Raw genomic sequence first — 26,516 nt, 5'->3', positions numbered from 1 at the left:
CGCCGACCCGCGCATCACGCCGCCGGCACGCTGCGCGGCGTGTAGACGAAGGGCGTCGCGTCGCCGCGCGGGATCAGGCGGGTGGCCGAGGCGCCGATGATCACCATCGTGGCCATGTCGGCCGTCGCCGTGCGGGCCTCGTCGAGGGTGAGCACCCGGATCGCCTCGTCGGGCCGCGAGACCGCGCGCGCGAAGATCACCGGCGTGTCGCCGCGCCGGATCTCGGCGGCCAGGTCGAGGGCCTTGCCGAGCTGCCACGGCCGGGCGGAGGAGATCGGATTGTAGAGGGAGATCACGAAATCCGCCCGCAGCACCGCCTCCAGCCGGGCGGTGATGACCTCCCAGGGCTTGAGGTTGTCCGAGAGCGACATCGCGCAGAAATCGCCGCCGAGCGGCGCGCCGAGGCGGGCGGCCGCGGCCAGCATCGCGGTGATGCCGGGCTCCACCGTGATGGGGAGCCGAGCCCAGGCCGGGTCGCCGGCCTCCACCGCCTCGAACACGGCCGCAGCCATGGCGAACACGCCGGGATCGCCGCCCGAGACCACCGCGACGCGCCGGCCGGCGGCGGCGAGTTCGAGGGCGTGGCGGGCCCGGTCGACCTCGACGCGGTTGTCGCTGGCGTGGCGGACGAGCCCCGGCCGCTCGGGCACGCGGGCGACGTAGGGGATGTAGCCGATGAGGTCCTGCGCCTGGGCCAGGGCCTCCTGGGCGGCGGCCGTCAGCAGGCGCGGATCGCCGGGGCCCAAACCGATGACCGTGACCGAACCGGTCCCCGCAGACGGGCCGCTCACGGCCGGCGTCCCTCGCCGGGCAGGAGCACCATCGAGAAATAGGGCGCTACGTCGTCGGGCTTGTCCTTGAGGGCGATCACCTGCTCGCCCGCCATGGTGCCGCGCTCGACATAGACCGCGCGCTCCAGCACGCCGGCCTCGGCCAGCGCCGCCCGCACCTTCGGCAGGTGGCGGCCGAGCTTCATCAGCACGGCGGCGTCCGTGGCGCGCAGGCGCTCCACCAGGGCGGCGTGCGGCAGGGTGGCGGGAAGCACGGTGAGCACGTCGTCGCCCCAGGTGATCGGGGTGCCGGCCCGGGTCCAGCAGCCGGACATGCCGGTGACGCCGGGCACCACCTCCACGGGGAAGCGGTCCTTCAGGCGGCGCCACAGGTGCATGAACGAACCGTAGAAGAACGGATCGCCCTCCGACAGGATCGCCACGTCCCGGCCTGCGCCGAGATGGTCGGCGAGGCGCCCGGCCGCGTCGTCGTAGAAGGCCGCGAGCGCCGCGACGTAGTCCGGGTGCTCGGGGTGCAGCTCGGTGGTGTAGGGATAGACCAGAGGGTATTCGCGCCCCGGCTCGGCGGCGAGCACGGCGTCCGCGATGGTGCGGGCATTGCCGCGCCGGCCCTTCTTGCAGAAATGCACCAGCACTGGGGCCCGCTCCAGCACCCGCATGGCGCGCACGGTGAGGTAGTCCGGCTCGCCCGGGCCCATGCCGACCCCGAACAGGGTGCCGGTGGTCGCCGCGCGCGGGATCTCGGTCCGCTCCGCCACCTCGAGGAGACGCCGCTCGCCCGACTCCATCACTCGATCTCTTGCGCGAGCGCGTTGACGGCCGCGGCCGTCATGGCGCTGCCGCCACGCCGGCCATGGACCACGATGAAGGGCACACGGCCGTCGCGGGCGAGCGCTTCCTTCGATTCGGCGGCGCCGACGAAGCCCACCGGGATGCCGATGACGGCCGCCGGTGGCGGCACGCCCTCGTCGAGGAGTTCGAGCAGGCGGAACAGCGAGGTCGGGGCATTGCCCACCGCCACGACGCTGCCGGGCAGGTGCTCGCGCCAGAGCTCCATGGCGGCGGCCGAGCGGGTGGTGTTCATGGCGGCGGCGAGCTCCGGCACGCGCGGGTCGCTCAGGGTGCAGATCACCCGGTTGTCGGCGGGCAGCCGCGCCCGCGTGACGCCGTCGGCGACCATGCGCACGTCGCACAGGATCGGCGCGCCGGCCTTCAGGGCCGCTTCGCCGGCTTGCGCGAAATCGGGCGAGGCCTCGACGTCGCGCGGCAGGTCGGTCATGCCGCAGGCATGGATCATCCGCACCACGACACGCTCGGCGGTGCCCTGGAAGCGCGCGAGATCGGCCTCGGCCCGGATCATCGCGAAGGAGCGGGCATAGATCGCCCCTCCGTCACGCAGGTAGTCGAGGCGGGAACTCATGACGGTCGTGGTCCTGGCGGGTGTTCTGGGACGATCTGGGCGAGGGATAATGCCGAATCCGCCCTCCTTACGCGCTCCAGCGCGGCCTCGAAAGGGAGGCGCGTCGCCGGCAACGCATCGGGCCGCCCGGACAGCACCACGTCGTACTGTCCGTCCCGCCCGACGAGGGTAAGGTCGGCGGCCCCCGGATGGGCGCAGCCCTTGGGGCAGCCCGAGACATGGGCGCGCAGGCCGCGGGCCGCGAAGGGCCGGAACGCCTCCGCCAGGCGGGCGGCGTCGCGCAGGGTCGGCGTCGAGCCCGAGGCGCAGGCCGGCGCGCCCGGGCAGGCGGCTACCGCCCCGCGCGGATCGTCGGCCCGCGTCAGGAAGCCGGCTTCGGCGAGGGTCTTTCGCGCGATCTCGGCGGTTCCGGCGTTTCGGCACACGAGAAGGAAGCCACGCGTCGGCGAGAGGCGCAGATCGTTCGCACCGGCGGCATCCGCCGTGTCGGCGAGACTGTCGAGGGCATCGGCGGTGCAGCGCCCGAACGGGGCGTCGACGAGGAGCGCGACGGGCCCCTCCGCTTGAGAGCCTGAAGCGCGCCTGCGCTCCCTCTCCTGGAAGGAGAGGGTTGGGGTGAAGTGTGTGAGCTCTCCGGATGATCCACGCACCTCACCCTGTCCCTCTCCTTTTGGGATTTTGCCTTCCAGGAGAGGCGATTGCGGATGGCACCACTCCATCATTCCGGAGCGCCGCAGGCGAGCTCGGAATCCAGAGCCGCTGACGGTGTAAAATCTTGCGCCGCCAGCGTTTCTGGATCCCGGGTTCCGCTGCGCGGCCCCGGGATGACGGGGGGCTGCATGTGGGTTTTCAACGGGCAGACCCGTAACTGCGATCGCCCTGCCTTCCAGGAGAGGGGACCCGCGCTCGGACCTGACAGGGGTGGTGGGCGAACTGTTCTCAAGAACGAACAAGCCTGGTTGCGGGATTCCCCGAACGGCCGGGGCCGGGACGCGGTGCAGGCCGAAGCGCGCCAGGGCGTCCGCGCGAACCTCGGCGGAGACATCGCGCATCCGGCGTGCTCCGCTCGCCGCGAGCAGGCGCATGGCTGCCTCCACGACGGTCTGGGCGTCGGCGGCGGGCAGGTGCCACCAAGCTGCATTGCCGGCCAGATGCAGCGCCAGGTCTCGCCCGGTCACGACGCAGTGAAGGTCGGCCTCCGCCGTGCCGAGGGTGATCCCGTGCGCGTCTGCCTCGACCGCGACGAGCGTCTTCGGCGGCAGGCCAGGGATCGCAAGCCCGATCGCCTCGATTCGTCGCGCTAGGGCCGGCACATCGATTGGCGCGCCGGATTCGAGCCCCGCTAGCGGCGTGGTCAGGGTCAGGCGCTGCGGGCCTCCGTCATGGCGGACATCGCCGAGCCCGACGGCCGCCAACGCCTCGGAGAGACCGCAGCGGGTCGCCTCGGTGACGCCGCGGATCTGCAGGTTGGCCCGGGCAGTGACGTCGACATGGCCGTTGCCGAAGCGGCGCGCCCCCGCCGCGACCGCCCGGGCCTGGGCTGATGTGAGGCGTCCGAGAGGCGGGTGGACGCGGGCGAGCAGGCCGTCGCCGGTGGGCATCGGCCGGGCGAGGCTCGGGCACCAGCCGCGCCGGCTCGGCGCCTCCGGGGCGACGCGGCGGGGCGCGCTCATTCCGCCGCCTCGCGCAGCAACTCGTCGGCCGCCATCTCATCAGAAGCCATGGCGTTGCGCCGGGTGGTCCAGAGGCCGCGCCGGCGGGCTTCGTCGAAGCGCTCGAGGATGGCGCGGGCCGCCTCCGGATTGGCCGCCCGCAGTGTCTCGAAGGTCTCGAGGTCGGCGATCATCGCCCCGTAGAGCCGGTCGAGATCGGCGTCCGAGACCGCGTCCGTGGTCGCGGCAAGAACGAACACCGCGTCGACCCCTTGCGCCAGTTCCTGGGCGCCGCGATAGCCGTGCCGGAGCTGCGCCGCGATCCAGCGCGGATGGGCGAGGCGCCCCCGAATCAGGCGGGCGGCGTCCTCGCGGGCGGTCCGGGCCTTCGGGGTCTCGGACGTAGCGACGTCGAGACTGTAGAGCGCGGGGCTCGCCCCTGTCAGCGCGGCGGCGGCCGAGAAGCCGCCCATCGCCTCCACGGCGGCGTCGCCGTCGAGGAGGTCGCGCTCAGCCACGTCGAAGGCGTGCACGTAGGCGTCGGCCGCCGCCACCCGGGCGGCGAAGCCCGCATCCGCCGCATCCGCCGCGCCGCCATAGGCGTGCGACGTGGCGTCGAGATAGGCGCGCCCGAGATCGTCGCGGCTGTCCCAGGCCCCGTCGAGTGCGAGGCCGCCGGCCCCCGCGCCGTAGCGCCCGGGCGCCGCGCCGTAGACGCGAGCCGGCGCCTCGCCCCGCCGGCGGGCGGCGGCCAGCGGGTTCTCGTCGTCCTCTTCCTCGCGGGCGGCCACCGCCTCGGAGGCGCGCGCGAGCAGCGACAGCGTCTCGGGAAAGGTATCCCGGAAGGCGCCGGAGACCCGCACCGTCACGTCGATGCGCGGCCTGTCGAGGAGCGCCAGCGGCAGCACCTCGAAACCGGTGACCCGGGTGGAGGCATGGTCCCAGACCGGGCGCACGCCCATCAGCGCCAGGGCGTGCGCAATGTCCTCGCCGCCGGTGCGCAGGGTGGGCGAGGCCCAGAGGTCCATGACGATCCGGGCCGGGTACTCGCCCTCGTCCTGCAGGTAGCGCAGCACCACGGCGTCTGCAGCCCTGGCGCCCAGGGTGGTCGCGGCCCGGGTCGGCAGGCTGCGCGGGTCGAGGGTGGCGAGGTTGCGCCCCGTCGGCATCACGTCGGTGCGCCCGCGCGACGGCGAGCCGGCCGGACCGGGCGCCACGAAGCGCCCGTCGAGGGCCCGCAGCAGGCCGAGGCGCTCGCCCTCGGCGCAGGCCGCCACGGCGGCGGGCGCCTCCGGGTCGGCGCGGCCGAAGACGTGCAGCCCGTCGCGGGCGGTGACCTCTCCGAGGTCGCAGAGATGCGCGTCGAGGGCCGCCAGCGCGTCCGGCATCGGGGTGTCGGCGTCGATTCCGGCGCCGGCCAGGAGCCCGGCCGACATCGCCTCGTCGAGGATGGTGCGGGCCAGGATCGCGGCGCGGCGCGGATCGAGGACGCTGGCGGCGGAGTATTCCTCCACGAGCTCGCGCAGGCGCGCCGCGTCGGGGTCGAGCCCCGTCACGCCGGTCTGCGGCGTCAGGTGCCCGAGGGCGACGCCGCCCAGGCGCCGCTTCAGGGGCGCGGCCTCGCCCGGATCGTCGACGATGAACGGATAGACCACCGGGAGCGCCCCGACGGCGCGGGCCGGCCAGCATTCCGGCGACAGCGCGACCGCCTTGCCCGGCAGCCACTCCGTGGTGCCGTGGGTGCCGAGATGGACCAGGGCGTCGAACCGGGTGCGCAGGCCGAGATGGAAGGCGAGATAGGCGTGGGTCGGCACCGCGTCGGGGTCGTGATAGGCGGCCTTCCGGTCCGCCGACCGTCCGCGATCGGGCTGGAGGAACACGGCGAGGCGTCCGCCCTCCGGGGCCACGCTCGCGAAGCGGAACGCGCCGTCCCGGCAGGCCGGGTCGGCCTCGGGCGGACCCCACTCGGCGTCGAGGGCCGCACGGGCGGTCTCGGGCAGCGTGCCGAGCCACTCCCGATAGGCTTCGAGGGCGACCGCGAAGTCCTTCGCTTCCCCCGTCAGCCCCCGCATGAGGGCATCGGCCTCAGGCAGCGCGCCGACGCCGTAGCCCGCTTGGCGCAGGTCCGCGACGATCGCCCGTGCGCTCTCCGGGGTGTCGAGGCCGACGGCGAAGCCCGCGCGTCCGCCGCGGGCGGGATAGTCCGAGAGCACCAGGGCGAGGCGGCGCTCGGCCGGGGGCAGGCGCGCGAGGCGGACCCAGGCGGCAGCGCGCTCGGCGAGCGCCGCGATGCCCTCGGCATGGGGCACGGCCCGGCGCCCGGCGAAGCCCTCGGTCTCCGGACCCTCCTCCTTGAACGAGATCGGAAACCCGGAGAGCCGCCCGTCGAATTCCGGCAGGGCGACCTGCATGGCGAGGTCGGCCGCACCCATGCCCCGGGCCGAGGCACTCCAGGCGTCCCGCGCCGCGCCGATGCTGAAGGCCTGGATCACCGGGCAATCGGCGCCGTCGAGGACGAAACCCGCATCCTCCCGGGCCGAGAAGGCGGTGGCGGCGATCACGATGGCGGGCCGATGCGCCGCGATGGCGGCCCGCAGGGGCTCGGTCGCGGCGGGGTCCTTGAGGCTCGACACCGCCACGGCCAGCACCGCGAGGCAGCGAGCCTGGAGCGCGGCGCCGAGGGCGGCGATCGGCGCGGTGTCGCCGGAGAGCACGCTCGACCGGTAGACCACGAGCAGCGCCAGCGGCGCCGCGTGGGGGACGGTCTGGAACGGCCGCCCGGCGGACAGGGCCTGACCGTCCGCGACGGGGCCGCAGCCCGGGCAGCAGACGAAGCCGCGCGGCAGGGGCAGGGGCGGCTCGACCGCCGTGCCGTATCCGATCTCGGCGGCGATGCGCCCGACCAGGCGCCGCAGGTTCGCCGCGCCGCCGGCCCGGAAATAGGCGTTGAAGGCGGGGGCGAGGTCCGGCTTCGTGGAATAGGCGTCGAGGCGCGGGTCGGGCCGGTCGTCGCCCGGCAGCACCACGAGCACGACCCCGGCGGCGCGGGCGGCCGCGCCGGCGCGCTCGAGGCCGTAGCGCCAGTAATCGAGCCCGCCGAGGCAGCGGATCACCACGATCCGCGCCCGGGCGATCACCGATTCGACGTAGAGGTCCACCGACATCGGGTGGCGGAGCTTGGCGAGCTTGGCGAGCCGCAGGGTCGGGATTTCGGCCGAACCCGACGGGAAGGCCGCCGCGTGAGCGCCGGCCATGCCGAAGAGATCCGAATCGGTGAAGGACAGGAACACGATGTCCCCCGGCGCCTGACCGAGATCGACCGCGGCTTCGCCCTCGTCGAGGGAGACCGTATCGATGCGGATCAGGTGCATGGGGGAGCTTATCCCGCCAGGGCGGCGGCGACGGCGCCCTGGTCGAAGCCCTTGAGGCCGATGACCACAAGGCGGCCGTCGCGGGGCTCGGCGGCCTTCCAGGGGCGGTCGTAATGGTGACTGATGCGGGCGCCGACGCCCTGGACCACGAGGCGCATCGGCTTGCCGGTGACCTCGGCGAAGCCCTTGATGCGCAGCACGCCCTCCGTCTCCGCGGCGCGCGCGACGCGGATGGCGAGGTCCTCGGCGGAGGCCGTCGCCGTCACCGGCAACGCCACCGAAGCGAAGTCGTCGTGGTCGTGGTCCTCGCCCTCGCCGTGGTGGGAGGGGCGCGCGTCGAGATCGTCCTCGGCCGCCGCCTGGATTCCCAGGATCACGCGCGGGTCGAGGCGGCCGTGCTCGGCCTCCACCATCTTCACGGCGCGGGGCAGGTGCCCGGCGACCTCGGCGCGGACCTTGGCGCGGCCCGCCTTGTCGAGGAGGTCGGCCTTGTTCATCACCACGAGGTCGGCGCAGAGGAGCTGGTCCTCGAACACCTCTTCCAGCGGATTGTCGTGGTCGACGCTGGCGTCGTCCGCGCGCTGGGCGGCCAGCGCCGCCGGGTCGTCGGCGAAGAAGCCGGCCGCGACCGCGGGACCGTCGATGACCGCCACCACGCCGTCCACGGTCACTCGCGAGCGGATCGCCGGCCACTGGAAGGCCTGGACGAGGGGCTTTGGCAGGGCGAGGCCCGAGGTCTCGATCAGGATGTGCTCGGGCGGATCGGCCCGGTCGAGGAGCTTGTTCAGGGCCGGCACGAAGTCGTCGGCCACGGTGCAGCAGATGCAGCCGTTGGCGAGCTCGACGATGTCCTCGTCGCCGCAGCCCTCGATGCCGCAGGCCGCCAGGAATGAGCCGTCAAAGCCGATATCGCCGAACTCGTTGACGATGATGGCGAGGCGCCGGCCGTTCGCGTTCTCCACGAGGTGGCGCACCAGGGTGGTCTTGCCTGCCCCGAGGAAGCCCGTGACGATGGTGCAGGGGATCTTGGCGACGAGGGTCATTCGGCGGCGTCCGGATGGGGTGTCGCCGCGACCGGCGGCAGGGGAGCGGGGAACGGCGGGATGCGGGCGACGACGCCCTTGCGGAATTCCTGGGGTCGCGCCTTCCACGGCACGAGGCCGTCTGGCGTCTCGGCATAGAGCGCGACGCCGTCCAGGATGGTGCCGGCGGAGGCGACCGGGTCGAGGTCGCCGTAGACGTAGGTCCAGCGGCCTTGCGAGGCCACCGCCACGGTGCAGGGGCGCTTGCAGACCGAGAGGCATTCGACGCCCTCGACCGTGATGCCCGGATGGGCGCCCGTGCTCACCGCCTCCTGGAGGGCGGCGAGCAGGCGGGCGCCGGCGCGCGGCTCGGAGACGTCGCCGGCCGCCCGGCAGGTGGCGCAGACGTAGAGCGTGACGGGGGCGATGGATTCCGGCTCAGGCATGGACCGGCCGATTCCGGCCGAACAGGCCCCAGGCCCAGCCATAGGCCAGCCCGATCACCGCCCAGAACACGAAGGCGATGCCGAGCGAGCGAGCGGCGAACTGCGCCGCGTAGGACGCGGGCAGGTTCGAGGCGGCGTGGCTCGCCTCCGGCGCGCCGGCCAGGTGTGGTGCCACCAGGAGGACGATGCCGCCCGCGATGGTGATCGGCGCCCGCCGGATCGCGATGAGGTAGAGGCCCATGGCGGTGGCGGCGGCCGTCATCAACCACCAGAACTGGCGGTCGGCCAGGGGCGCGGCCTCCATGCCGGGCAGTTCCGGCGCGAGGCCCAGCGCCGGGGCCAGCGCCACCGCGAGGAAGCCGCCGATGGCGAAGCGCAGGCCGGCCTCGGGGCTGGGCTCGCGGTTGCAGGCGAGGAGCACGGCGCCGAGCAGCAGCGCGTAGCCGACGCCGCCCACCAGGGTGGCGAGCGCCGTGAAGGCCATGCGCGGCAGGCCGGGGCCGGGCTGCCATTCGGGCGCAACCTCGCCGCCCGCCACAGAGGGGTCGCGGGGGCCGTGATAGTGCCCACCATGGACGCGCACGATCAGCGAGGCGGGGGTCGGCAGGGCGAACGCCGCGGAGGCCTGCGTCTCGTAGCGCTCGGCCGCGATGATGAGCGGCGAGGTGAGCGCGAGTTGCAGACCCGTCGCGACGACGGCCGCGAGGAAGCCGGCGACCAGGGCCGCCGACACGAGCCGGATGATCATGGGATTGTCTGCCTTAAGCGCAGGCGCTCAGTGGCAGGGGAAGTTCTGGCTGTGGCGGAAGTCGTGCGCCGCGTTGTGCAGCGCCATCGCCGGGGCGAAGCCCGCCATGAACACGAGGCCGAGGCCGAGGAAGGCGGCCACGAGGACGGCGCCGAGGCGCTCGTTGGTGCGGGTGCCGGTCAGGACGAGGGTGTTGGTCGACATCGGGTCATCTCCTGGCCGCCCCGCCGGCGGCCGTCAAGCATCGAGCGGGTGGACGGCAGGTCCACTCTCGGGCGGCAGGTCTCCTGGCTCGCGGGTCGCTGGTCCTGCCGCCTTCCCGGATGGCTCCAGTGGCCGATGGCAGTCCCGTCTCCGCTCACAGTTGCGGGGGCAGCCGCGGTTTCAGGGTCGCCCCCTCACCGCATTCCCTTTTCACCCCGTTGCCGGGGCACCGTCCGATCCATGCTTCTACGCGCTTGCCGGTGCGCTGACAACGCGGCCCGCGCGGGTTTCCCGCCTTTGACCGGAGGCCCCGAATTCGGGCACAGCGTTCTGCATGCCGCACCCGACTCCCCGTATGACCCTTGTGCTCGGCGGCGCGCGCTCGGGCAAGAGCGCCCATGCCGAGGCGCTGATCGAAGCCTGCCCGGCCCCGTGGCTCTACCTCGCCACCGCCCAAGCCTGGGACGACGAGATGCGGGAGCGCATCGCGCTCCACCGCGCCCGCCGCCCGGAGGGCTGGATCACGCAGGACGTGCCGCTCGCCTTGGCCGAGGCGGTCGCCGCCGCGACCGGGCCGGTGCTGGTCGATTGCCTGACCCTCTGGCTCACCAATCTGATTCTGTCCGAGGCCGACATCGAGGCCGCCACCGTCGCGCTGCTGGCGGCCTGCGCGGCGGCGCCCGGCCCGGTGGTCCTGGTCGGCAGCGAGGTCGGGCTCGGGATCGTGCCGGAGAACGCCCTCGCCCGCCGGTTTCGCGATGCGGCCGGGCGCCTGCACCAGCGCCTCGCGGCCCGGGCCGACCGCGTCGTCCTCATGGTGGCAGGCCTTCCCCTGGTCGTGAAACCCCAAACCGGAGCCACCCCATGAACGACGCTGAGACGGAGGCCGTGCGCCATCGCGAGAAGATGGAGAAGCGCAAGGCCGTGCAGGACGCCGAGGTCGCGGAGAAGACGATCGAGAAGGGGCTCCTCATCGTCAATACCGGCCCGGGCAAGGGCAAGACCACGGCGGCCCTCGGGCTGATGCTGCGGGCGCTCGGCCACGGCTGGCGCGTCGGGGTGGTGCAGTTCATCAAGGGCGCCTGGGACACCGGCGAGAAGCACGCCCTGAAGACCTTCGGCGACCGGATCGACTGGCACACGCTGGGCGAAGGCTTCACCTGGGAGACCCAGGACAAGACCCGGGACATCGCCGCTGCCGAGCACGCCTGGGCCAAGGCCCTCGACCTCATGGCCGACCCGACGATCCGCCTCGTGGTGTTGGACGAGCTCAACATCGCCCTGCGCTACGATTACCTGGACCTCGCCGCCGTGGTGGCGGCCTTCCGGGCGCGCCGCCCGGACCTCCACGTCGTCGTCACCGGCCGCAACGCCAAGCCGGCCCTGATCGAGGCCGCCGATCTCGTCACCGAGATGACATCCGTGAAGCACCACTTCGCCGCCGGGGTGAAGGCGCAAGTGGGGATCGAGTTCTGATGCGGGCGGCCACTGTCGCGCTCGCGCTGTCCATGGTGATCGGCGCGGACGGGATCCGTGCCGATCCGGCGCCGTCCTGGCCCGCGACCTATCTCAGCCGCGTCGAGGCCCTGGCGGTGATGGAGGGGCTGAACGCCCGCCTGCTCGCCAGCCGCTCCGCCACCGCGACTCTCGAGGGATGGTGCGCCGAGCACGGCATGGCCGCGACGCCCCGGGTCGTGGCGAACTTGGCGCGCAATGCGGACAAGCCGGCCTCGGAGGAGACGCGCCGGCGCCTGAATGCCGGGTCCGACACGGTCCTCCGCTACCGTCGGGTGAGGCTCGCCTGCGGCGACCACGTCCTGTCGGAGGCGGACAACTGGTACGTGCCCGAGCGCCTGACGCCGGAGATGAACCGTCTCCTCGAGACCACCGACACGCCGTTCGGCCGCGCGGTCCAGGCCCTCCACACGACTCGGCAGACCATCGGCGCGGAGTTCCTGTGGCAGCCCCTGCCGCAAGGGTGGGAGCAGGCGCCGCCCCCGGCGGCGACCTGCGGCGACCTCGCGATCCCGGCCCATCTGTTCCGGCACCGGGCCGTGCTGTTCACGGCGGAGCGGGTGCCGTTTTCCGAGGTCGTCGAGACCTACGGCGCCGCGATCCTGGCCTTTCATCGCGCCGCGCGGCCGGCCGATCCGGCCTGCGCCGCGCCCGCGGCAGCTCGGCCTTCGCCATGACCCGCGCCCTCATGATCCAGGGCACCGGTTCGGATGTCGGCAAGTCGCTGATCGTGGCCGGGCTGTGCCGGGTCTTCGCGCGGCGGGGGCTCGCGGTGCGGCCGTTCAAGCCGCAGAACATGTCGAACAACGCCGCCGTTACCGCGGATGGCGGCGAGATCGGCCGGGCCCAGGCGCTGCAGGCGCGGGCGGCCGGGGTTGCGCCCTCCGTGCACATGAACCCGGTGCTGCTGAAGCCCCAGAGCGAGACCGGGAGCCAGATCGTGGTCCAGGGCCGCATGGTCGGCACCGCCAAGGCGCGGGACTACCAGGCCTGGAAGCCGCGCCTCCTCGCCTCCGTGCTGGAGAGTTTCTCGCACCTGAAGGCCCAAGCCGATCTCGTGGTGGTGGAGGGGGCGGGCTCGGCCTCAGAGGTGAACCTGCGGGCCGGCGACATCGCCAATATGGGGTTCGCCCGCGCCACCGGCACGCCTGTGATCCTGCTCGGCGACATCGACCGGGGCGGCGTCATCGCCAGCCTCGTCGGCACGAAGGCGGTGATCGACCCCGCCGATGCGGCGATGATCCAGGGCTTCCTCGTCAACCGATTCCGCGGCGACCCGAGCCTGTTCGCCGACGGCATGGCGACGATCGCGCAGGCGACCGGCTGGCCGAGCTTCGGTCTGATCCCGCATTTTCCCGACGCGGCCCGCCTGCCGGCCGAGGACGCCCTCGGGCTCGCCGGCTCGGGCGCCGGGGCGGCCCGGCGCAAGGTCGTGGCGGTGCCGGTGCTGCCGCGCATCGCCAATTTCGACGATCTCGACCCGCTCCGGGCCGAGCCCGACGTGGCGGTGGTGCTCGTGCGCCCGGGTGAACCGATCCCGGTGGCCGACCTCGTGCTGCTGCCGGGCTCGAAGACCACCATCGACGATCTCGAGGCCTTTCGCGCCGAGGGCTGGGACATCGACCTGCGCGCCCATGTCCGGCGCGGCGGGCGGGTGCTCGGGCTGTGCGGCGGCTACCAGATGCTCGGCCGGCGCATCGACGACCCGCACGGCATCGAGGGGGCGCCGCGCTCCGTGCCGGGCCTCGGGCTCCTCGACATCGAAACCGTGATGACGCCGGTCAAGCACCTCGCCGCGGTCACCGGCACCAGCCTGCCGGATGGCGTGCCCTTCTCGGGCTACGAGATGCATGTGGGCGACACCACCGGGCCGGATACGGTGCGCCCGGCGATCCGGCTCGCGGACGGGCGCTTCGACGGCGCGGTCTCGGCCGACGGCCGTGTGACCGGCACCTACGTTCACGGCCTGTTCGCCGACGACCGGCAGCGCGGCGCCTGGCTCGCCCGTCTCGGGGCGGCTCCGAGCGGGCTGGCCTACGAGGCCGGTGTCGAGGCGGTGCTCGACCGGCTGGCCGATCATCTGGAGGCGCATGTCGCCTGCGACGCGCTGCTCGCCCTGGCGTTGTAGCGGCCGAACGGATTAGGCTCGGCTCCGGAACGCCCGCACCGAACGGGCGCGATGAGGAAGCATCCGATGAGCCCGGCCCCTCCCCAGGTGGATGCGCGCGTCGCCGAGGCGACGATCCGCATCGTGACGCTGCGGCTGATGCCGCTCCTCGGGGTGATGTACCTGATCGCCTATATCGACCGGCAGAACATCTCCTACGCCAAGTTGCAGATGGTGGGCGATCTCGGCCTCAGCGAGAGCGTCTACGGGCTCGGGGCGTCGCTGTTCTTCCTCGGCTACTTCCTGTTCGAGGTGCCCAGCAACGTGATCCTGGAGCGGGTGGGCGCCCGGCGCTGGTTCACCCGGATCATGCTCACCTGGGGGCTGATCACCATCCTGCTCGGCTTCACCCGGAACACGACGATGTTCTACATCCTCCGCTTCCTGCTCGGGGTGGCGGAGGCGGGGTTCTTCCCCGGTGTCCTGTTCGCCCTGACCCTATGGTTCCCGCAATCGCACCGGGCGCGGATGATCGGCTGGTTCATGATCGCGAGCGCGCTCGCCAACGCGGTCGGCGCGGCCATCGGCGGCGCGCTCCTCGACCTCGACGGCACCCTCGGCCTCAAGGGCTGGCAATGGGTGTTCGTGGCCACCGGCCTACCCGCCCTGGCGCTGGCCGTCATCGTCCTGCGCATCCTGCCCGACGGGCCGGAACAAGCACCCTGGCTGAAGCCGGAGGGACGCGACTGGCTGAGCCGCACCCTCGCGGCCGAGCGGGAATCGGGCGGGAAGGTCGAGCACGGCAACCCCTTCGCGGCCCTCCTCGACCGGCGGGTCTGGATGCTCGCCTCCGTCTACGTCGCCTTCCCGCTGGCCGCCTACGGCCTCAGCTACTGGCTGCCCACGGTGGTGCGCAGCTTCGAGGTCTCGAACACCGTCAACGGTTTCATCAACATCATCCCGTGGCTGATCACGGCGCTGGCCCTGTGGTGGGTGCCGCAGCGGGCGGCGCGCACGGGCGACCAGGTCTGGCACGTGGTGGTGCCGGGCCTCGTCGCGGCGCTGGCGCTGGTGCTCAGCGTCCTGCTGCCGGGCTCGGTGCTGAAGTTCGCCTGCCTCTGCGTCGCCGCCGCCGGCGTGTTCTCCGCCCAGCCCGTGTTCTGGTCCCTGCCGGCGACCTTCCTCAAGGGCGCGAGCGCGGCCGCCGGCATCGCGGCGATCAATTCCGTGGGCAATCTCGGCGGCTTCGTCGCGCAGAACGCCGTGCCGTTCATCCGCGACCAGACCGGCAGCAACCTCGCGCCGATGTACTTCCTGGCGGCCTGCCTCGGCCTCGGCGCGAGCCTGATGTTCGTCGTGCTCTCGGCCCTGCGCCGCGACGCCGCGCGCCGGGTGGCGGCGGAGGCCGGCCCGAGCCTCAAGGGGGCGTAGGCGCTCCGATCTTCGGGATCGGCACCGCGTAGGCGTGCGGCGCCCCGTTCCGGAGGCTGTCGAACAGAATGAGGACCCGGCCCGGTCCGAGCGGGACCACGGCCTCGGCCTTGCCGTCGATGACCTTGCCCTTCTCGTTCTCGCCGCTGACCGGGGCGAGGGTGGCGACGGGGGTCAGCGTCCCGGAGGGCAGTTCGGCGAGGGACAGCCGATAGGGCACCGGCAGGCCGTTGCGGGACGAGCCCGTCAGCACCAGCAATCGACCGTCGGGCAGGACGGAGAGGTCGCGGATGCCCGCATCCTGTCCGGCCTCCAGTACGATCGTGGTGACCTCGGCCGACAGGGGGCCGGGACCTTCCGCGAACAGCGCCTCGACAGGCACGGAGACGAGGAAGGCCTTGCCGTTGAGGCTCGGCGCCCGCAGGCCCGCATAGAGCCGGCCGCCCAGGACGGCGAGGCCCTCGACGTTCAGCCCGTTCGGCTGCGGCGTGCCCTCCGGCGGCAAGGCGTTCCAGTCGAATTCGAGGTCGCGCAGCACGAAGTCGCGCACTGGTCCGGCGGCCATCAGGGCGTCGAACAGGCGGTAGGTGCTCACCGTCTCCGCGGCGGCGGTGCCGTCGGCGTTCGGGCGTAGCCGCGTGAGGATCATCGACGACAGCTTGTACTTGCGCTTACCCCGGGTGCAGCCATGCGACCCGGTGACGTAGAAGTAGGGCTCGGCATAGGCGACGGCCTCGCCGTCGAGCTGGTTGAACTTGCCGGCGCCGCCGCTGCACCAGGACTGCGCGGGGGGCGTGCCGCGGATGTCGGGGGAGGGCGTCGTTCCGAGGTCGTAGGCCGTGGCGCCGGGCGTCAGCGTGGTCTCGCCGAGGCGGGCGAACTGCGCGCCGCGGTTCTCGTCGTTGACGACGACGCAGAGGCGGGTGCCGTCCGCGTCCGCCGGGCGGCAGGCCATGCCGCTGAGGTCGTAGGCCCTGTCGCCCGTCGTCTCGCCGTCGAAGTGGCGCGTCACCGCATAGGGGGTGGGCGCGGTCTCGGCCGCGCGGACGGGTATCGAGAGCGCAACGCCGAGGGCGGCCAGCGCCAGGACCCTGGATCGCCCGGGGCGCGTCGTCTTCGACCGGATCATGCGAGGGCAACCTTGAGGGGGACGAGGATCAGGAGGGCGAGCCCGAACAGGAATCCGCACGCCGTGCGGTAGAGCGCAAGTGCCCGCTCCACGTCGGCGGGGGTCGCCTCGGCGCGCCCGTCGCCCATCCAGCCATCCTCCACGCGGGTGGTGCCGTAGGTGCGGGGGCCGGCGAGGCGCAGCCCCAGCGCGCCGGCCATGGCGGCCTCCGGCCAGCCGGCATTGGGCGAGCGGTGGCGGCCCGCGTCCCGCCGGACCGCGCGCCAGGCATCGCCGGGCGAGGCGCCGGGATGGAGGGTGGCGGCGGCGACGAGGAGCAGGGCGGTCAGCCGCGAGGCCGGAAGGTTGACGAGATCGTCGAGGCGGGCGGCGGCCCAGCCATAGGCCTCGTGGCGCGGGGTGCGGTGGCCGATCATGCTGTCGGCGGTGTTGATCGCCTTGTAGAGCGCGCCGCCCGGCAGGCCGCCGACCCCGATCCAGAAGGCCGGCGCCACGATGCCGTCGGAGAAGTTCTCGGAAAGGCTCTCGATGGCCGCCCGGCAGATGCCGGCTTCGTCGAGGCTCTCGGGATCGCGCCCGACGATCATCGACACCGCGACGCGCCCGCCCGCGAGCCCGTCGCGCCGGAGATCGGCCGCCACCCGGGCGACGTGCGTGTGGAGGCTGCGCTGCGCCGGCAGGCTCGCCGCCAGCAGGGCGAGAACGAGGAGCGCGGGCAGGAAGCCGGCGGCCCCGGCGAGCGCGGTCAGCGCGAGGGCGAGGCCGCCGACGATGGCGAGGAGCACCAGGAGACCGGCCACGCCCGCGCGCCGGCGGCGGGCGGGCCCGCCCCGGTTCCAGTGCCGGTCGAGGGTCCCGATCAGCGCGCCGATCCAGGTGACAGGATGCCCGAGCGCCCTGTAGAGCCGGTCCGGATAGCCGGCCGCCGCCTCGACGGCGAGGGCGAGCACCAGGACGATGAGCGTATCGGGCGGATGGGTGAGGGCGGTCCAGGACATGCGGTCTCGGTGATGGCGCGCGGCCCGGGGACGGGGGAGGCGATCGCCCATGGCGGCGACCTCGATGCCGCCCGGCGCGCATTCCCGCGGGCGCCCGAGCCCTGGATCGATCTCTCCACGGGGATCAATCCGGTGCCCTATCCGTGTCCGGCCCTCGACGCCAGCGCCTTCCGGCGCCTGCCCTCGGCCGCCGACCTCGACGCCCTGCACGCGGCCGCCGCCGATGCCTACGGCGTGGCCGATCGGCAGCGGATCGTCGCCGCGCCCGGAACCCAAATTCTGATCGAGACCCTGCCGCGCCTGGCGGCGCGCGCCCGCGTCGCCGTGGTCGGGCCGACCTATGCCGAGCACGCCGCCGCCTGGGGCCGGGCCGGCCACGACGTCGCGACGGTGCCGGGGCTCGGGGCGGCCCGCGAGGCGGACGTGGTCGTCGTCGTGAATCCCAACAATCCGGACGGGCGAACCTGGGAGACGGGAACGCTGCGGGCGCTCGCCGGCGAACTCGCCGGCCGCGGCGGCCTTCTCGTGGTCGATGAGGCCTTCGCCGATCTGGAGCCGATCGAGACCCTGGGGCCCTTCCTCGGTCCGGGTCTCGTGGTCCTGCGCTCGTTCGGCAAGACCTACGGGCTCGCCGGCATCCGGCTCGGCTTCGCCCTCTGCGAGCCGGCCCTCGCTGCCGCCCTTGCCGAGGCGCTCGGGCCCTGGGCGGTCTCGGGTCCGGCACTGGCCATCGGGCGCGCCGCCCTCGCCGACGTCTCCTGGCGCCGGGCGGCGGCCGTCGCCCGGGCGGCGGATGCGGCGCGCCTCGACCGGATGATCCTGCGGGCCGGTGGGACGCCCGTCGGCGGCACTTGCCTGTTCCGCAGCGCCGACTTTCCCGACGCGGCAGGACTCTACGACCGCCTCGGCGCGGCCGGGATCTATGTCCGGCGCTTCCCCGAGGCACCGGCGCGCCTGCGCTTCGGCCTGGCGGCGGACAGGGCGGCCTGGTGCCGGCTGTCGCGCATCCTCCGGTGAAGGGGGATCAGGCGCCTCTCGGCTCCAGCACGTTCACGAGGAAGCCCGCACCCGCCAGCAGGATGCCGACGGCACAGACGCCGGACCAGCCGGCCAAGAGGAAGGCCTGGGAGCCGGCGAAGGCCCCGAGCGCCCCGAACACGAACATCACGGTGAACAGCACGGTGTTGATCCGGCCCCGGGCGCTCGGCACCAGGGCGTAGACCCGGGTCTGGTTGGCGATGAGCGCGGCGTTGAGGCCGATGTCGATCAGGAGCACCCCGAGCGCCACCGCGACTAGGGACCAGGCGCCCCCCGCCCACAGCACCACGAAGGCCGCGACCACGAAGAGGGCGCCGACGACCACCATCGGCCGGGGACCGCGCCGGTCGGTGAAGCGGCCGGAGAGCGGGGCCACGAAGGCGCCCGCGACACCGATGACGCCGAACAGGCCGGCGCCGGCCGCCGTCAGGTTGAAGGGCGGCGCCTCGACCAGCAGGGCGAGCGTCGCCCAGAAGGCGTTGAAGCTCGCGAACAGCAGGCCCTGCGACAGGCTCGACCGGCGCAGCACGGGCTGGATGCGCACCAGGTGGAGGATCGACAGCATCAGGGCGCGGTAGCGCAGGGGCCGGGTCTGCGGGATCTTCGGCAGCGTGGCGGCGGCGATACCGGCCATCGCCAGTGCCACGAGGGCCGCGGCGAAGAACACTGCACGCCAGCCGTACTGGGCGCCGACGAGGCCGCTGGCGGTACGCGCCAGCAGGATGCCGGTGAGGAGGCCGGTCATCACCTGGCCCACCACGCTGCCGCGGGTGGCGTCCGGGGCTAGTTCTGCTGCGAAGGGCACCGCCTGCTGCGCCGCCGAGGCGAGGAAGCCGATGACGAGGCTGGACAGCGCCAGGCAGGCAAGGTTGGGGCTCAGCGCCGCGGCGAGGAGCGCCAGCGCGAGCCCGAGGGTCTGGCCGATGATCAGGGTGCGGCGGGACAGGCTGTCGCCCAGCGGCACGAGCCCGAGGATGCCGAGCCCGTAGCCCACGAGGGAGGCGGTCGGGACCCAGAGGGCGGCGCGCTCGCCGAAATCTCCGACGAGGAGCCCGAGCAGCGGCTGGTTGTAGTAGATGTTGGCGACCGCGCCGCCCGCGATCAGGGTCAGCCCGAGCCGCGCGCGCGGCGTGAATCCGTGACTCCCGGTCGCGCCGCCCGGCGTGTCGCCGGTCATGCGGCGTTCCCTGCGCGACGGCCCCCGCCGGATGATCGGCGCGCGTGCGGGCGTGACGACGGACAGATGTCGATGGACATGAGTAAGATCTCGGAGGTCGGCGGAGCCGGTGGCGCAACGGGATCGAAGCGCCGGTGTCGGCATCCGCAGCCCGGTTAAGCCTGCGGGCCGGCTTCGGCAACCCGGCTCGGTCTAGCGCGAAGCCCTCGGCCGGCCGTGACCGTCACCGCCGTCCGGTTCGATCTTGCCCTTCTCTTGCCGAAGTCCGGGGTTTGTCTTGGTAGACCGGGCGCGGCCATGTCGTCGCGGGGTGGTTTTCGCGGGATTTCAGGATTCCCATATACCGTATGTTATGGGCGACCTGAATTGCGAAGGTTCCGCGTGCGGCCTGCACTTGGAATCCGTCGCGACTTGCGCTCTGATTGCAGTGGGAATCGGTGAGTCGCAGCGTTCAGGGAGGTCGTGTCGGCGTCCGGCGGGACTTCCGGATCGGCAAGCCTTTCAGAGAGTCAACGCTTCGCTTATCGACCAGGGAGTTCCGAATGGCGACCTACCGCGTCAACTTTGCCAAGCAGATCCTCGGGGTGCCGTTCACGGTCGGCTCGGTGGACATCACCCGCGCCCGCGACCCGATGCGGGCCCTGCGCGCTGCCGAACTGCGCTTCGCCCGTCAGCACGGCGTCGTCGACTGGCGCGAGCGGGCCGACCAAGCGGAGATCGCCACGTCCGGGGAGGCGTGAAGGCTCATGCCGGGTACCGCTTTACGGCCACGGTCTCTGGTCCTGCGCGCGCCGCCGCCCTAAGGTAGCGGCCGAGCCGAGACCCCACGACGTGCGGGGCTCCGGCGCGCCCGGGTCGGGCGCCAGCGAGGGGGCAGGCAGCGGGCCATGGCGGCGATCTCTTTCTTCGGTGATCTGCTCCAGACGATCAGCGACCGCGGCCGGGATCTCATCGGCATCGGGCGCGGCGACCTCGCGGTCCGCGCGAGCGCGCAGGAACTGGTCAAGCTCTGCGAGGACCTGATTTCCCGCCGCGGCGAGGCCTCCGGCGTCGCGCTGGCCCGGCTCATCCTCGAGCGCTACGCCACCCTGGCGGCCCCGGAGCGCGCCAGCTTCCTGCGGCTCGTCGCCACCGAGTTCACCGCCGACCATGCCGCCGTGGACGAGGCGATCGCCGCCTACCGGGCCGATCCGACCCGGGCGGCCCTCGGAGCTCTCCACGACGCGGCCGAGCCGCGCAGCCAGGAGCTCATCCGCCGCCTGAACCTCGCCCGGGACGGCACCCGCGCCCTGGTGCGGATGCGCGAGGACCTGTTCGGCCTTCGCCGCGAGTTGCGGCGCGAGGAGGCCGATCCCGACCTCATCGACGCCGCCGACAGCCTCGACAGCGATTTCAAGCACTTGTTCGCCTCGTGGTTCAACCGCGGCTTCCTGGTGCTGCGCCACATCGACTGGACGACGCCGGCCCACATCCTTGAGAAGATCATCCGCTACGAGGCGGTGCACGAGATCACCGGCTGGGACGATCTGCGCCGCCGGATCGAGCCGACCGACCGGCGCTGCTTCGCCTTCTTCCATCCCGCCCTGGTCGACGAGCCGCTGATCTTCGTCGAGGTCGCGCTCACCGCCGGCATCGCCCCCGCCATCGCGCCGATCCTGGCGCACGAGCGCGAGCCGCTGCCCCTGAAGGCGGCCACCACCGCAATCTTCTACTCGATCTCGAACTGCCAGAAGGGCCTGGCCGGGGTCACCTTCGGCAACTTTCTGATCAAGCAGGTGGTCGAGGACCTCGCCCGGGAGATCCCGAGCCTCAAGACCTTCGTCACCCTCTCGCCGGTGCCCGGCTTCTCGGCCTGGCTCGACCGTGAGCGTCGCTCCGACGCGCCGCAGGGGCTGACCCGCGAAGACGTCGAGGCCCTGCGCGTCATCGACGAGCCGGATTGGCAGAGCGACAAGGCCAAGTGCGAGGCCGTGCGCAAGGCGATGATCCCGGCGGCGGCGGCCTACTTCCTGCGCGCCAAGAACGAGCGTGGGCGGCCCCTGGACCCCGTGGCCCGCTTCCACCTCGGCAACGGCGCCCGGCTGGAGCGCCTGAACTTCCTCGGCGACGTCTCGGCCAAGGGCCTCGCCCAGTCGCGCGGCCTGATGGTGAACTATCTCTACGACCTCTCGGCCATCGAGAAGAACCACGAGACCTACGCCAATCTCGGCACCGTCGCCGCCTCCGGCGCGGTGAGCCGCGAGCTTCGGAGCAACCTGCCGCCGATGCGGGCGGTGGCCCTGGCCGAGGCCTGATCCACCCGGGCCGCGCTCGAGCGGCGCCGCATGTCCTGCCATTTCGATGGAGCGAACCGAAGATCGTAGGAAACCGACGATCGACAGCGTATCCGTCCCCACCATGTCCGAAACGCCGATGACCAATCACCTCTTCGACCTCGTTCGCCAGAACCTGCCGGCCGATCCCGCCGCGAAGCTGTTCCTGGAGACCGGCGAGGGCGCCCGCTATTCCTACGCCGATCTCATCGTGCGCTCGGGCGCCTACGCGGCGGCCCTGGCGGCGGCCGGGGTGAAGCCCGGGGACCGGGTGGCGGTGCAGGCCGAGAAGAGCCCGGACTTCCTGTTCCTCTATCTCGGCGCCGTCCGCGCCGGAGCGGTGTTCCTGCCGCTCAACACCGCCTACACGCCCACCGAGATCGCCTACTTCCTCGGCGATGCGGAGCCGGCGGTGTTCGTCTGCGATCCGGCCAAGCGGGAAGCCCTGGCGCCCGTGGCCCGCGATGCCGGCGTGCCGGTGCTGCATACCCTGGACGGGAAGGGACACGGGAGCCTGCCTGAGGCCGCCGACGCCGAGACGGAGGCCTTCTCCGACGTCGCTCGCGGCCCGGACGACCTCGCCGCCATCCTGTACACCTCGGGAACCACCGGGCGCTCCAAGGGCGCCATGCTGAGCCACGAGAACCTGGCCTCCAACGCCCGCACCCTGGCGGAGACCTGGCGTTTCACGGCCGAGGACGTGCTGCTGCACGCCCTGCCGGTGTTCCACACCCACGGCCTGTTCGTGGCCACCAACACCGTGCTGGCCACCGGCGGCACGATGCTGTTCCTCGGGCGGTTCGACCCGGCCCAGGTGCTCACGCTGATGCCGCGCGCCACCGCGATGATGGGGGTTCCGACCTTCTACACCCGTCTCCTGAAGGAGGCCGGGCTGACGCCGGAGGTCACCGCCGGCATCCGCCTCTTCGTGTCCGGCTCGGCCCCGCTGCTGGCCGAGACCCATCGCGACTGGGAGGCCCGCACCGGTCACGCGATCCTTGAGCGCTACGGCATGACCGAGACCAACATGAACACCTCGAACCCCTATGCGGGGCCGCGGGTGGCCGGCACGGTCGGTCCGGCGCTCCCCGGGGTCAGCGTCCGGGTGGTCGATCCCGAGACCGGCGCGCTCCTCGGCACCGCCGCCGTGGGGATGGTCGAGGTGAAGGGCCCGAACGTGTTCCAGGGCTACTGGCGCATGCCGGAGAAGACGGCGGCCGAGTTCAAGGCCGACGGGTTCTTCGTCACCGGCGACCTCGGCAAGATCGACGGGCAGGGCTACGTCCACATCGTCGGACGCGGCAAGGACCTCATCATCACAGGCGGCTACAACGTCTACCCGAAGGAGATCGAGAACGAGATCGACGCCCTCCCGGGCGTGATCGAATCCGCCGTCATCGGCCTGCCCCACGCCGATTTCGGCGAGGGCGTCACCGCGGTGGTGGTGGGAGGCTCGGGCGTCCCCGACGAGGCCACGATCCTGCGCACCCTCGAGGGCCGCCTCGCCCGCTACAAGTGCCCCAAGCGCGTGCTCTTCGTCGAGGAACTGCCGCGCAACACCATGGGCAAGGTGCAGAAGAACCTCCTTCGGGAGGCCCATGCCGGCCTCTACGGCGCGCCCCGCGGATAACCTCCGCGCGGGCCGGCCCGAAGGCCCGGGCCAGGCCCGGAACCGCCGTGTCCGGCGGTTCTTGCCCGGAAGCGGCGGCGGCGGAGGCGCGATCCTAGGCGGCCCGCACCGTCGCGAGGAAGCGATGCACCTCCGTGCTCAGGTGCTCCGACTGGCGGGACAGTTCCCCGGCGGCGCCGAGCACCTGTCCGGCGGCCGCGCCGGTCTCCTCGGCCGCGCTCGCCACGCCCGTGATGTTGCTGGTGACCTCGGTGGTGCCCGCCGAGGCCTGGGCGACGTTGCGCACGATCTCCTGGGTGGCCGCGCTCTGCTGCTCGACGGAGGCCGAGATCGCCGCCGCCACGCTGTTGATGTCGCGGATGCGCGCGGTGATCGAGCCGATCGCCGAGACCGCCTGCCCGGTGGCGCCCTGGATGTGGCCGATCTGCTGGGAGATCTCCCCGGTGGCCCGGGCGGTCTGGTTGGCGAGTTCCTTGACCTCGGCGGCCACCACGGCGAAGCCGCGGCCGGCCTCGCCGGCGCGGGCCGCCTCGATGGTGGCGTTAAGCGCCAGCAGGTTGGTCTGGCTGGCGATCGTCGAGATCAGGCTCACCACGTCGCCGATCCGGCTCACCGCACCGCTGAGCTCCTGGACGAGGCCGGCCGTCGCATCGGCCTCCGAGACCGCGGCCTGCGCCAGCGAGGCCGAGTTCGTGACCTGGCGTCCGATCTCCTGGACCGACGAGCCGAGCTCCTCGGCCGCCGCCGCCACCGTGTTGACGTTGACCGCGGCCTCCTCGGCGGCGGCCGCCACGCTGGTGGATTGCGAGGCGGTCTGCGTCGCCGTCGCCGTCATGGTCTGGGCGGTCGCCTGCAGCTCGGTGGCCGAGGAGGAGACCATGCCGATAATCCCGCCGACGGCGCCCTCGAAGCTGTCGGCCAGTTCGATCATCGTGCGGCGGCGCTCCGCGGCCGCGGCCTCCTCGGCGATGCGCCGGACCTCGGCGTCCTCGGCGGCTTTCCGGGCGACCATGGTCTTGATGCCGTCCACGGCCTTGCCGACCGCACCGATCTCGTCCCCGCGCCGAGCTTCGGCGATGTCGGCGTCGATCTCGCCCTGCGCCATGCGACGCAGGATCGCGACGAGGCGCGCCAGCGGCCGGGTGATCCCGAAGACGACGATGCTGCCGCACAGGATGGCGGCGAGCCCCAGGCCGATGACCGTGAACGCGATCAGGCGTCCAATCGTGCTGGACACCTCTGCGTCGAGGGCCTGTTTCCCGGCCTGCATCTGTTCCGCGATGATCCGCGTGCGCTGGTCCACCAGCGTGTTCAGCCGGGCTCGGGCGGCCGGAGCCTCCTGCAGGAGGATCTCGGTCGCGACGGCGTTGTCGTTGCGCAGCCCGTATTCCACGGAGCGGTTCAGCACCGACAGATAGGAATCCGTCAGCCCGCGCAGCTCTTCGGCAATCTTGCGGCGCGCCGGCGTTTCCGCCAGGTTCGCCAGCGTGTTCACGGACTGGTAGGCCCTCTCGCTGGCGGCCTGGTACAATCCCTTGTACCTCGCCATCTCAGCCTGCTTCGTCTCCAGGATTATGTTCCGTGACATCAGGCCGGCCTCGGAGAGGTTCATCTGATACCGCAGATAAGCCTCCTGGCGTACGCTGAGGACTTCGATGAACTCCCGCGTCTGGGCCGCGACCGCCTCCAGCTTGACGCGTGCGTAGAGGACGAGTCCGATCGCCAGGATACCCAGGGCGACGAGGGGAATGGCGATCTTGACCAGCACGCTGGCTTGTCTGACGAGTCTCACGTTCTCAACTCCGAGGACTGATGAATCTGGAGGAAATTTGGATGAACGGAGGATTTCATAGGGTATGATCGTTAAAAATCCGATATAATTATAGATTTATAGTGGTGTAAGATTTGATATTGTGATTGTTTCGAATATCTCGATCGGGATTTGTATCGCGTCATGCACTGCAAGATCTTCGAATGATTGCAGACGATTCGTTCTCGTATCTGCGTGACCAATCCTCGTTCAGGCACGACAACCGTAAACTGAGATCATGGTCCGAGGGCGTTTCGTCTCCGAACGACCGGTCGATACTTCCATGGGCCGCTGATTGATGATGTCGGGGATCGCCTGACCGCTCTGTTTCAGCGAAGCCGCCCGTCCCCGTGGAGATCGCCGCCCGAGGCACTCCGCGAACCCGTCGCGCCCCGTCGAAGCGCGAAATAGAGGCGGGCATCGCCGCCGAATCTCGGAACGGCCAAGCCTGCCTCACGTTGAGCGATCGCGCCGAATCGACGCGTCTCTCTTGTCCGGTGTTCCGATGTCGTCCACGCCCCGCCCCACGTCCGATTCCGGCGCCACCGGCTCCGTGCTCTGGACGCTGATGCTCGGAACGGCCCTGATCGCCCTCGCGGCCGCTCCGAAGGGACCGCGTCGCGCCGGGCCGGTGCCGCCATCCTCCACGCCGTCTTCCGGCCAGGGCGCCCGCTCGTACGAAGGGGCGGCGGCGGAAGAGGCGGCGGTGACCCAGGTCGCGCGCGGCCGGGCCGCCGGCTCGCCCACCGAGATCACCGCCGCGGGCTGGAAGGACATCCTCTACAGGGTCTATCTGGAGTTCAATCAGGACCGGGTCCTGTCGGTCGCGGCGGGCGTGACCTTCTACTCGCTGCTCTCGCTGTTCCCCGCCATCGCGGCCCTGGTCTCCTGCTACGGCCTCGTCGCCGATGTCGGCTCGATCAACGAGCATCTGGCCAGCATGCAGGGGGTGCTGCCCTCCGGCGCCATCGAGATCATCGGCGATCAGGTCAAGCGCATCGCAGCCAAGGGCACGGGCACCCTTGGCCTGACCTTCTTCACCAGCCTCCTGCTCTCGCTCTGGAGCGCCAATGCCGCCATGAAGGCGATGTTCGATGCCCTGAACGTGGTCTACGAGGAGGAGGAGAAGCGCTCCTTCGTCATGCTGAACCTGCGCTCCCTTACCTTCACCATCGGGGCGCTCGTCTTCACCATCCTGGCGCTCACCGGCATCGTGGTGCTGCCGGTGGTGTTCAAGTTCGTGGGCCTGAGCGACACCGCCTGGGTCGTCGCCCTCCTGCGCTGGCCGGCCCTCCTCGTCGTACTGCTCGGAGGACTTTCCCTGCTCTATCGCTACGGCCCAAGCCGCCAGCGGCCGCGCTGGCGCTGGGTCGGGGTCGGCGGCGCGGTGGCCGGCCTGCTCTGGCTCCTCGCCTCGATCCTGTTCTCCTGGTACGTCTCGAGTTTCGGCAACTACAACGAGACCTACGGCTCCCTGGGGGCCGCCATCGGCTTCATGACCTGGATCTGGATCTCCACCACGATCGTGCTGCTCGGCGGCGAGATCAACGCCGAGATGGAGCACCAGACCGCTCGCGACACCACCACCGGCCCCGAACGGCCCATGGGCGCACGCCGGGCGCGCATGGCCGACACCCTCGGGGCGGTGGCCTGAGGGTGGCCTCCCCGCGGCGGCACCGGGCGCCTATCTAAGGGGCAGCGTCCCGGCCCCTTTC

23 protein-coding genes and 1 riboswitch are annotated in these 26,516 nt (G+C 72.2%); of the genes, 10 read left to right on the top strand and 13 right to left on the bottom strand.

Translation table 11 applies throughout. The features are described from left to right. Positions 1-14: 14 nt before the first annotated feature. The 9 genes from cobJ to ACXJY8_RS17435 form a co-directional block, all read right to left on the bottom strand. Positions 15-791 carry a precorrin-3B C(17)-methyltransferase gene (gene cobJ / locus ACXJY8_RS17475; protein WP_463771284.1) on the bottom strand — a complete coding sequence of 259 codons (777 nt, stop codon included), beginning with the start codon at positions 789-791 and terminating at the stop codon, positions 15-17. Continuing rightward, positions 788-1,579: a precorrin-2 C(20)-methyltransferase gene (locus ACXJY8_RS17470; protein WP_463771282.1), complete on the bottom strand. Its 792-nt coding sequence runs from the start codon at positions 1,577-1,579 to the stop codon at positions 788-790. The genes cobJ and ACXJY8_RS17470 overlap by 4 nt, the downstream gene beginning before the upstream one ends. Continuing rightward, a complete protein-coding gene (locus ACXJY8_RS17465; protein ID WP_463771279.1) occupies positions 1,579-2,211 on the bottom strand; it encodes a precorrin-8X methylmutase in 633 nt (210 codons plus the stop codon). Before ACXJY8_RS17465 ends, ACXJY8_RS17470 begins: the two co-directional genes overlap by 1 nt. Then, a complete protein-coding gene (locus ACXJY8_RS17460) occupies positions 2,208-3,812 on the bottom strand; it encodes a ferredoxin-like domain-containing protein (RefSeq protein WP_463771276.1) in 1,605 nt (534 codons plus the stop codon). The genes ACXJY8_RS17465 and ACXJY8_RS17460 overlap by 4 nt, the downstream gene beginning before the upstream one ends. A gap of 68 nt (positions 3,813-3,880) precedes the next feature. After that, positions 3,881-7,234 carry a cobaltochelatase subunit CobN gene (gene cobN / locus ACXJY8_RS17455; protein WP_463771274.1) on the bottom strand — a complete coding sequence of 1,118 codons (3,354 nt, stop codon included), beginning with the start codon at positions 7,232-7,234 and terminating at the stop codon, positions 3,881-3,883. An 8-nt stretch (positions 7,235-7,242) separates the two neighbouring features. Continuing rightward, positions 7,243-8,277 (bottom strand): cobalamin biosynthesis protein CobW, encoded by a 1,035-nt coding sequence (cobW, locus tag ACXJY8_RS17450; RefSeq protein ID WP_463771270.1) that lies wholly within the window; start codon positions 8,275-8,277, stop codon positions 7,243-7,245. After that, on the bottom strand, positions 8,274-8,702 hold the full coding sequence (locus ACXJY8_RS17445) for a DUF1636 family protein (RefSeq protein WP_463771268.1): 429 nt from the start codon (positions 8,700-8,702) through the stop codon (positions 8,274-8,276). Before ACXJY8_RS17445 ends, cobW begins: the two co-directional genes overlap by 4 nt. Next, a complete protein-coding gene (locus ACXJY8_RS17440) occupies positions 8,695-9,450 on the bottom strand; it encodes a CbtA family protein (protein ID WP_463771266.1) in 756 nt (251 codons plus the stop codon). Before ACXJY8_RS17440 ends, ACXJY8_RS17445 begins: the two co-directional genes overlap by 8 nt. A gap of 27 nt (positions 9,451-9,477) precedes the next feature. Further along, positions 9,478-9,654 (bottom strand): CbtB domain-containing protein, encoded by a 177-nt coding sequence (locus tag ACXJY8_RS17435; protein ID WP_055947494.1) that lies wholly within the window; start codon positions 9,652-9,654, stop codon positions 9,478-9,480. 56 nt (positions 9,655-9,710) lie between these two features. Next, a riboswitch (cobalamin riboswitch) is annotated at positions 9,711-9,903 on the bottom strand. Positions 9,904-10,009: 106 nt separating this feature from the next. On the opposite strand from ACXJY8_RS17435, the gene cobU reads away from it, so the two are divergent. From cobU to ACXJY8_RS17410, 5 genes are all read left to right on the top strand, one after another. Continuing rightward, the gene (gene cobU / locus ACXJY8_RS17430) at positions 10,010-10,522 is read left to right on the top strand and encodes a bifunctional adenosylcobinamide kinase/adenosylcobinamide-phosphate guanylyltransferase (protein WP_463771261.1); all 513 of its coding nucleotides are present in this window, start codon (positions 10,010-10,012) and stop codon (positions 10,520-10,522) included. Then, a complete protein-coding gene (gene cobO, locus ACXJY8_RS17425) occupies positions 10,519-11,130 on the top strand; it encodes a cob(I)yrinic acid a,c-diamide adenosyltransferase (RefSeq protein WP_463771259.1) in 612 nt (203 codons plus the stop codon). The genes cobU and cobO overlap by 4 nt, the downstream gene beginning before the upstream one ends. Further along, positions 11,130-11,846, top strand: coding sequence for a hypothetical protein (locus tag ACXJY8_RS17420; RefSeq protein WP_463771255.1), 717 nt, complete (start codon positions 11,130-11,132; stop codon positions 11,844-11,846). The genes cobO and ACXJY8_RS17420 overlap by 1 nt, the downstream gene beginning before the upstream one ends. Further along, on the top strand, positions 11,843-13,297 hold the full coding sequence (locus tag ACXJY8_RS17415; protein WP_463771252.1) for a cobyric acid synthase: 1,455 nt from the start codon (positions 11,843-11,845) through the stop codon (positions 13,295-13,297). The genes ACXJY8_RS17420 and ACXJY8_RS17415 overlap by 4 nt, the downstream gene beginning before the upstream one ends. Before the next feature lie 66 nt (positions 13,298-13,363). Beyond that, positions 13,364-14,707, top strand: a complete 1,344-nt coding sequence (locus ACXJY8_RS17410) for an MFS transporter (protein WP_463771250.1) — start codon at positions 13,364-13,366, stop codon at positions 14,705-14,707. Here ACXJY8_RS17410 and ACXJY8_RS17405 read toward each other — a convergent pair. Next, on the bottom strand, positions 14,694-15,836 hold the full coding sequence (locus ACXJY8_RS17405; protein ID WP_463771247.1) for a DUF3616 domain-containing protein: 1,143 nt from the start codon (positions 15,834-15,836) through the stop codon (positions 14,694-14,696). The two genes, ACXJY8_RS17410 and ACXJY8_RS17405, sit on opposite strands and share 14 nt — an antisense overlap. Further along, positions 15,833-16,834 (bottom strand): adenosylcobinamide-phosphate synthase CbiB, encoded by a 1,002-nt coding sequence (cbiB, locus tag ACXJY8_RS17400; protein WP_463771245.1) that lies wholly within the window; start codon positions 16,832-16,834, stop codon positions 15,833-15,835. The genes ACXJY8_RS17405 and cbiB overlap by 4 nt, the downstream gene beginning before the upstream one ends. 12 nt (positions 16,835-16,846) lie before the next feature. Here cbiB and cobD point away from each other — a divergent pair, with 12 nt between their 5' ends. Beyond that, positions 16,847-17,851 carry a threonine-phosphate decarboxylase CobD gene (gene cobD / locus ACXJY8_RS17395; protein WP_463771241.1) on the top strand — a complete coding sequence of 335 codons (1,005 nt, stop codon included), beginning with the start codon at positions 16,847-16,849 and terminating at the stop codon, positions 17,849-17,851. 7 nt (positions 17,852-17,858) lie between these two features. Here the strand turns inward: cobD and ACXJY8_RS17390 are convergent, their stop codons facing one another. After that, positions 17,859-19,049, bottom strand: a complete 1,191-nt coding sequence (locus ACXJY8_RS17390) for an MFS transporter (protein WP_463771239.1) — start codon at positions 19,047-19,049, stop codon at positions 17,859-17,861. A gap of 542 nt (positions 19,050-19,591) precedes the next feature. Between ACXJY8_RS17390 and ACXJY8_RS17385 the strand changes: the two genes are divergently transcribed. The 3 genes from ACXJY8_RS17385 (at position 19,592) to ACXJY8_RS17375 (ending at position 22,991) form a co-directional block, all read left to right on the top strand. Beyond that, positions 19,592-19,789, top strand: coding sequence for a hypothetical protein (locus tag ACXJY8_RS17385; protein WP_463771237.1), 198 nt, complete (start codon positions 19,592-19,594; stop codon positions 19,787-19,789). 147 nt (positions 19,790-19,936) lie between these two features. Further along, positions 19,937-21,343 (top strand): malonyl-CoA decarboxylase, encoded by a 1,407-nt coding sequence (locus ACXJY8_RS17380; protein ID WP_463771234.1) that lies wholly within the window; start codon positions 19,937-19,939, stop codon positions 21,341-21,343. 118 nt (positions 21,344-21,461) lie between these two features. Next, entirely contained in the window at positions 21,462-22,991 is a 1,530-nt protein-coding gene (locus ACXJY8_RS17375; protein ID WP_463771232.1) for a malonate--CoA ligase, read from the top strand. Between the two features lie 94 nt (positions 22,992-23,085). Here the strand turns inward: ACXJY8_RS17375 and ACXJY8_RS17370 are convergent, their stop codons facing one another. Next, the gene (locus tag ACXJY8_RS17370) at positions 23,086-24,783 is read right to left on the bottom strand and encodes a methyl-accepting chemotaxis protein (protein ID WP_463771229.1); all 1,698 of its coding nucleotides are present in this window, start codon (positions 24,781-24,783) and stop codon (positions 23,086-23,088) included. 586 nt (positions 24,784-25,369) lie between these two features. Between ACXJY8_RS17370 and ACXJY8_RS17365 the strand changes: the two genes are divergently transcribed. Continuing rightward, entirely contained in the window at positions 25,370-26,455 is a 1,086-nt protein-coding gene (locus ACXJY8_RS17365; protein WP_463780737.1) for a YihY/virulence factor BrkB family protein, read from the top strand. Positions 26,456-26,516: the final 61 nt, after the last annotated feature.

This window comes from Methylobacterium sp. TK31 (assembly GCF_055361545.1).
Note: the sequence above shows the minus strand (reverse complement) of the source record. Positions and strands in the feature narration are given on the sequence as shown.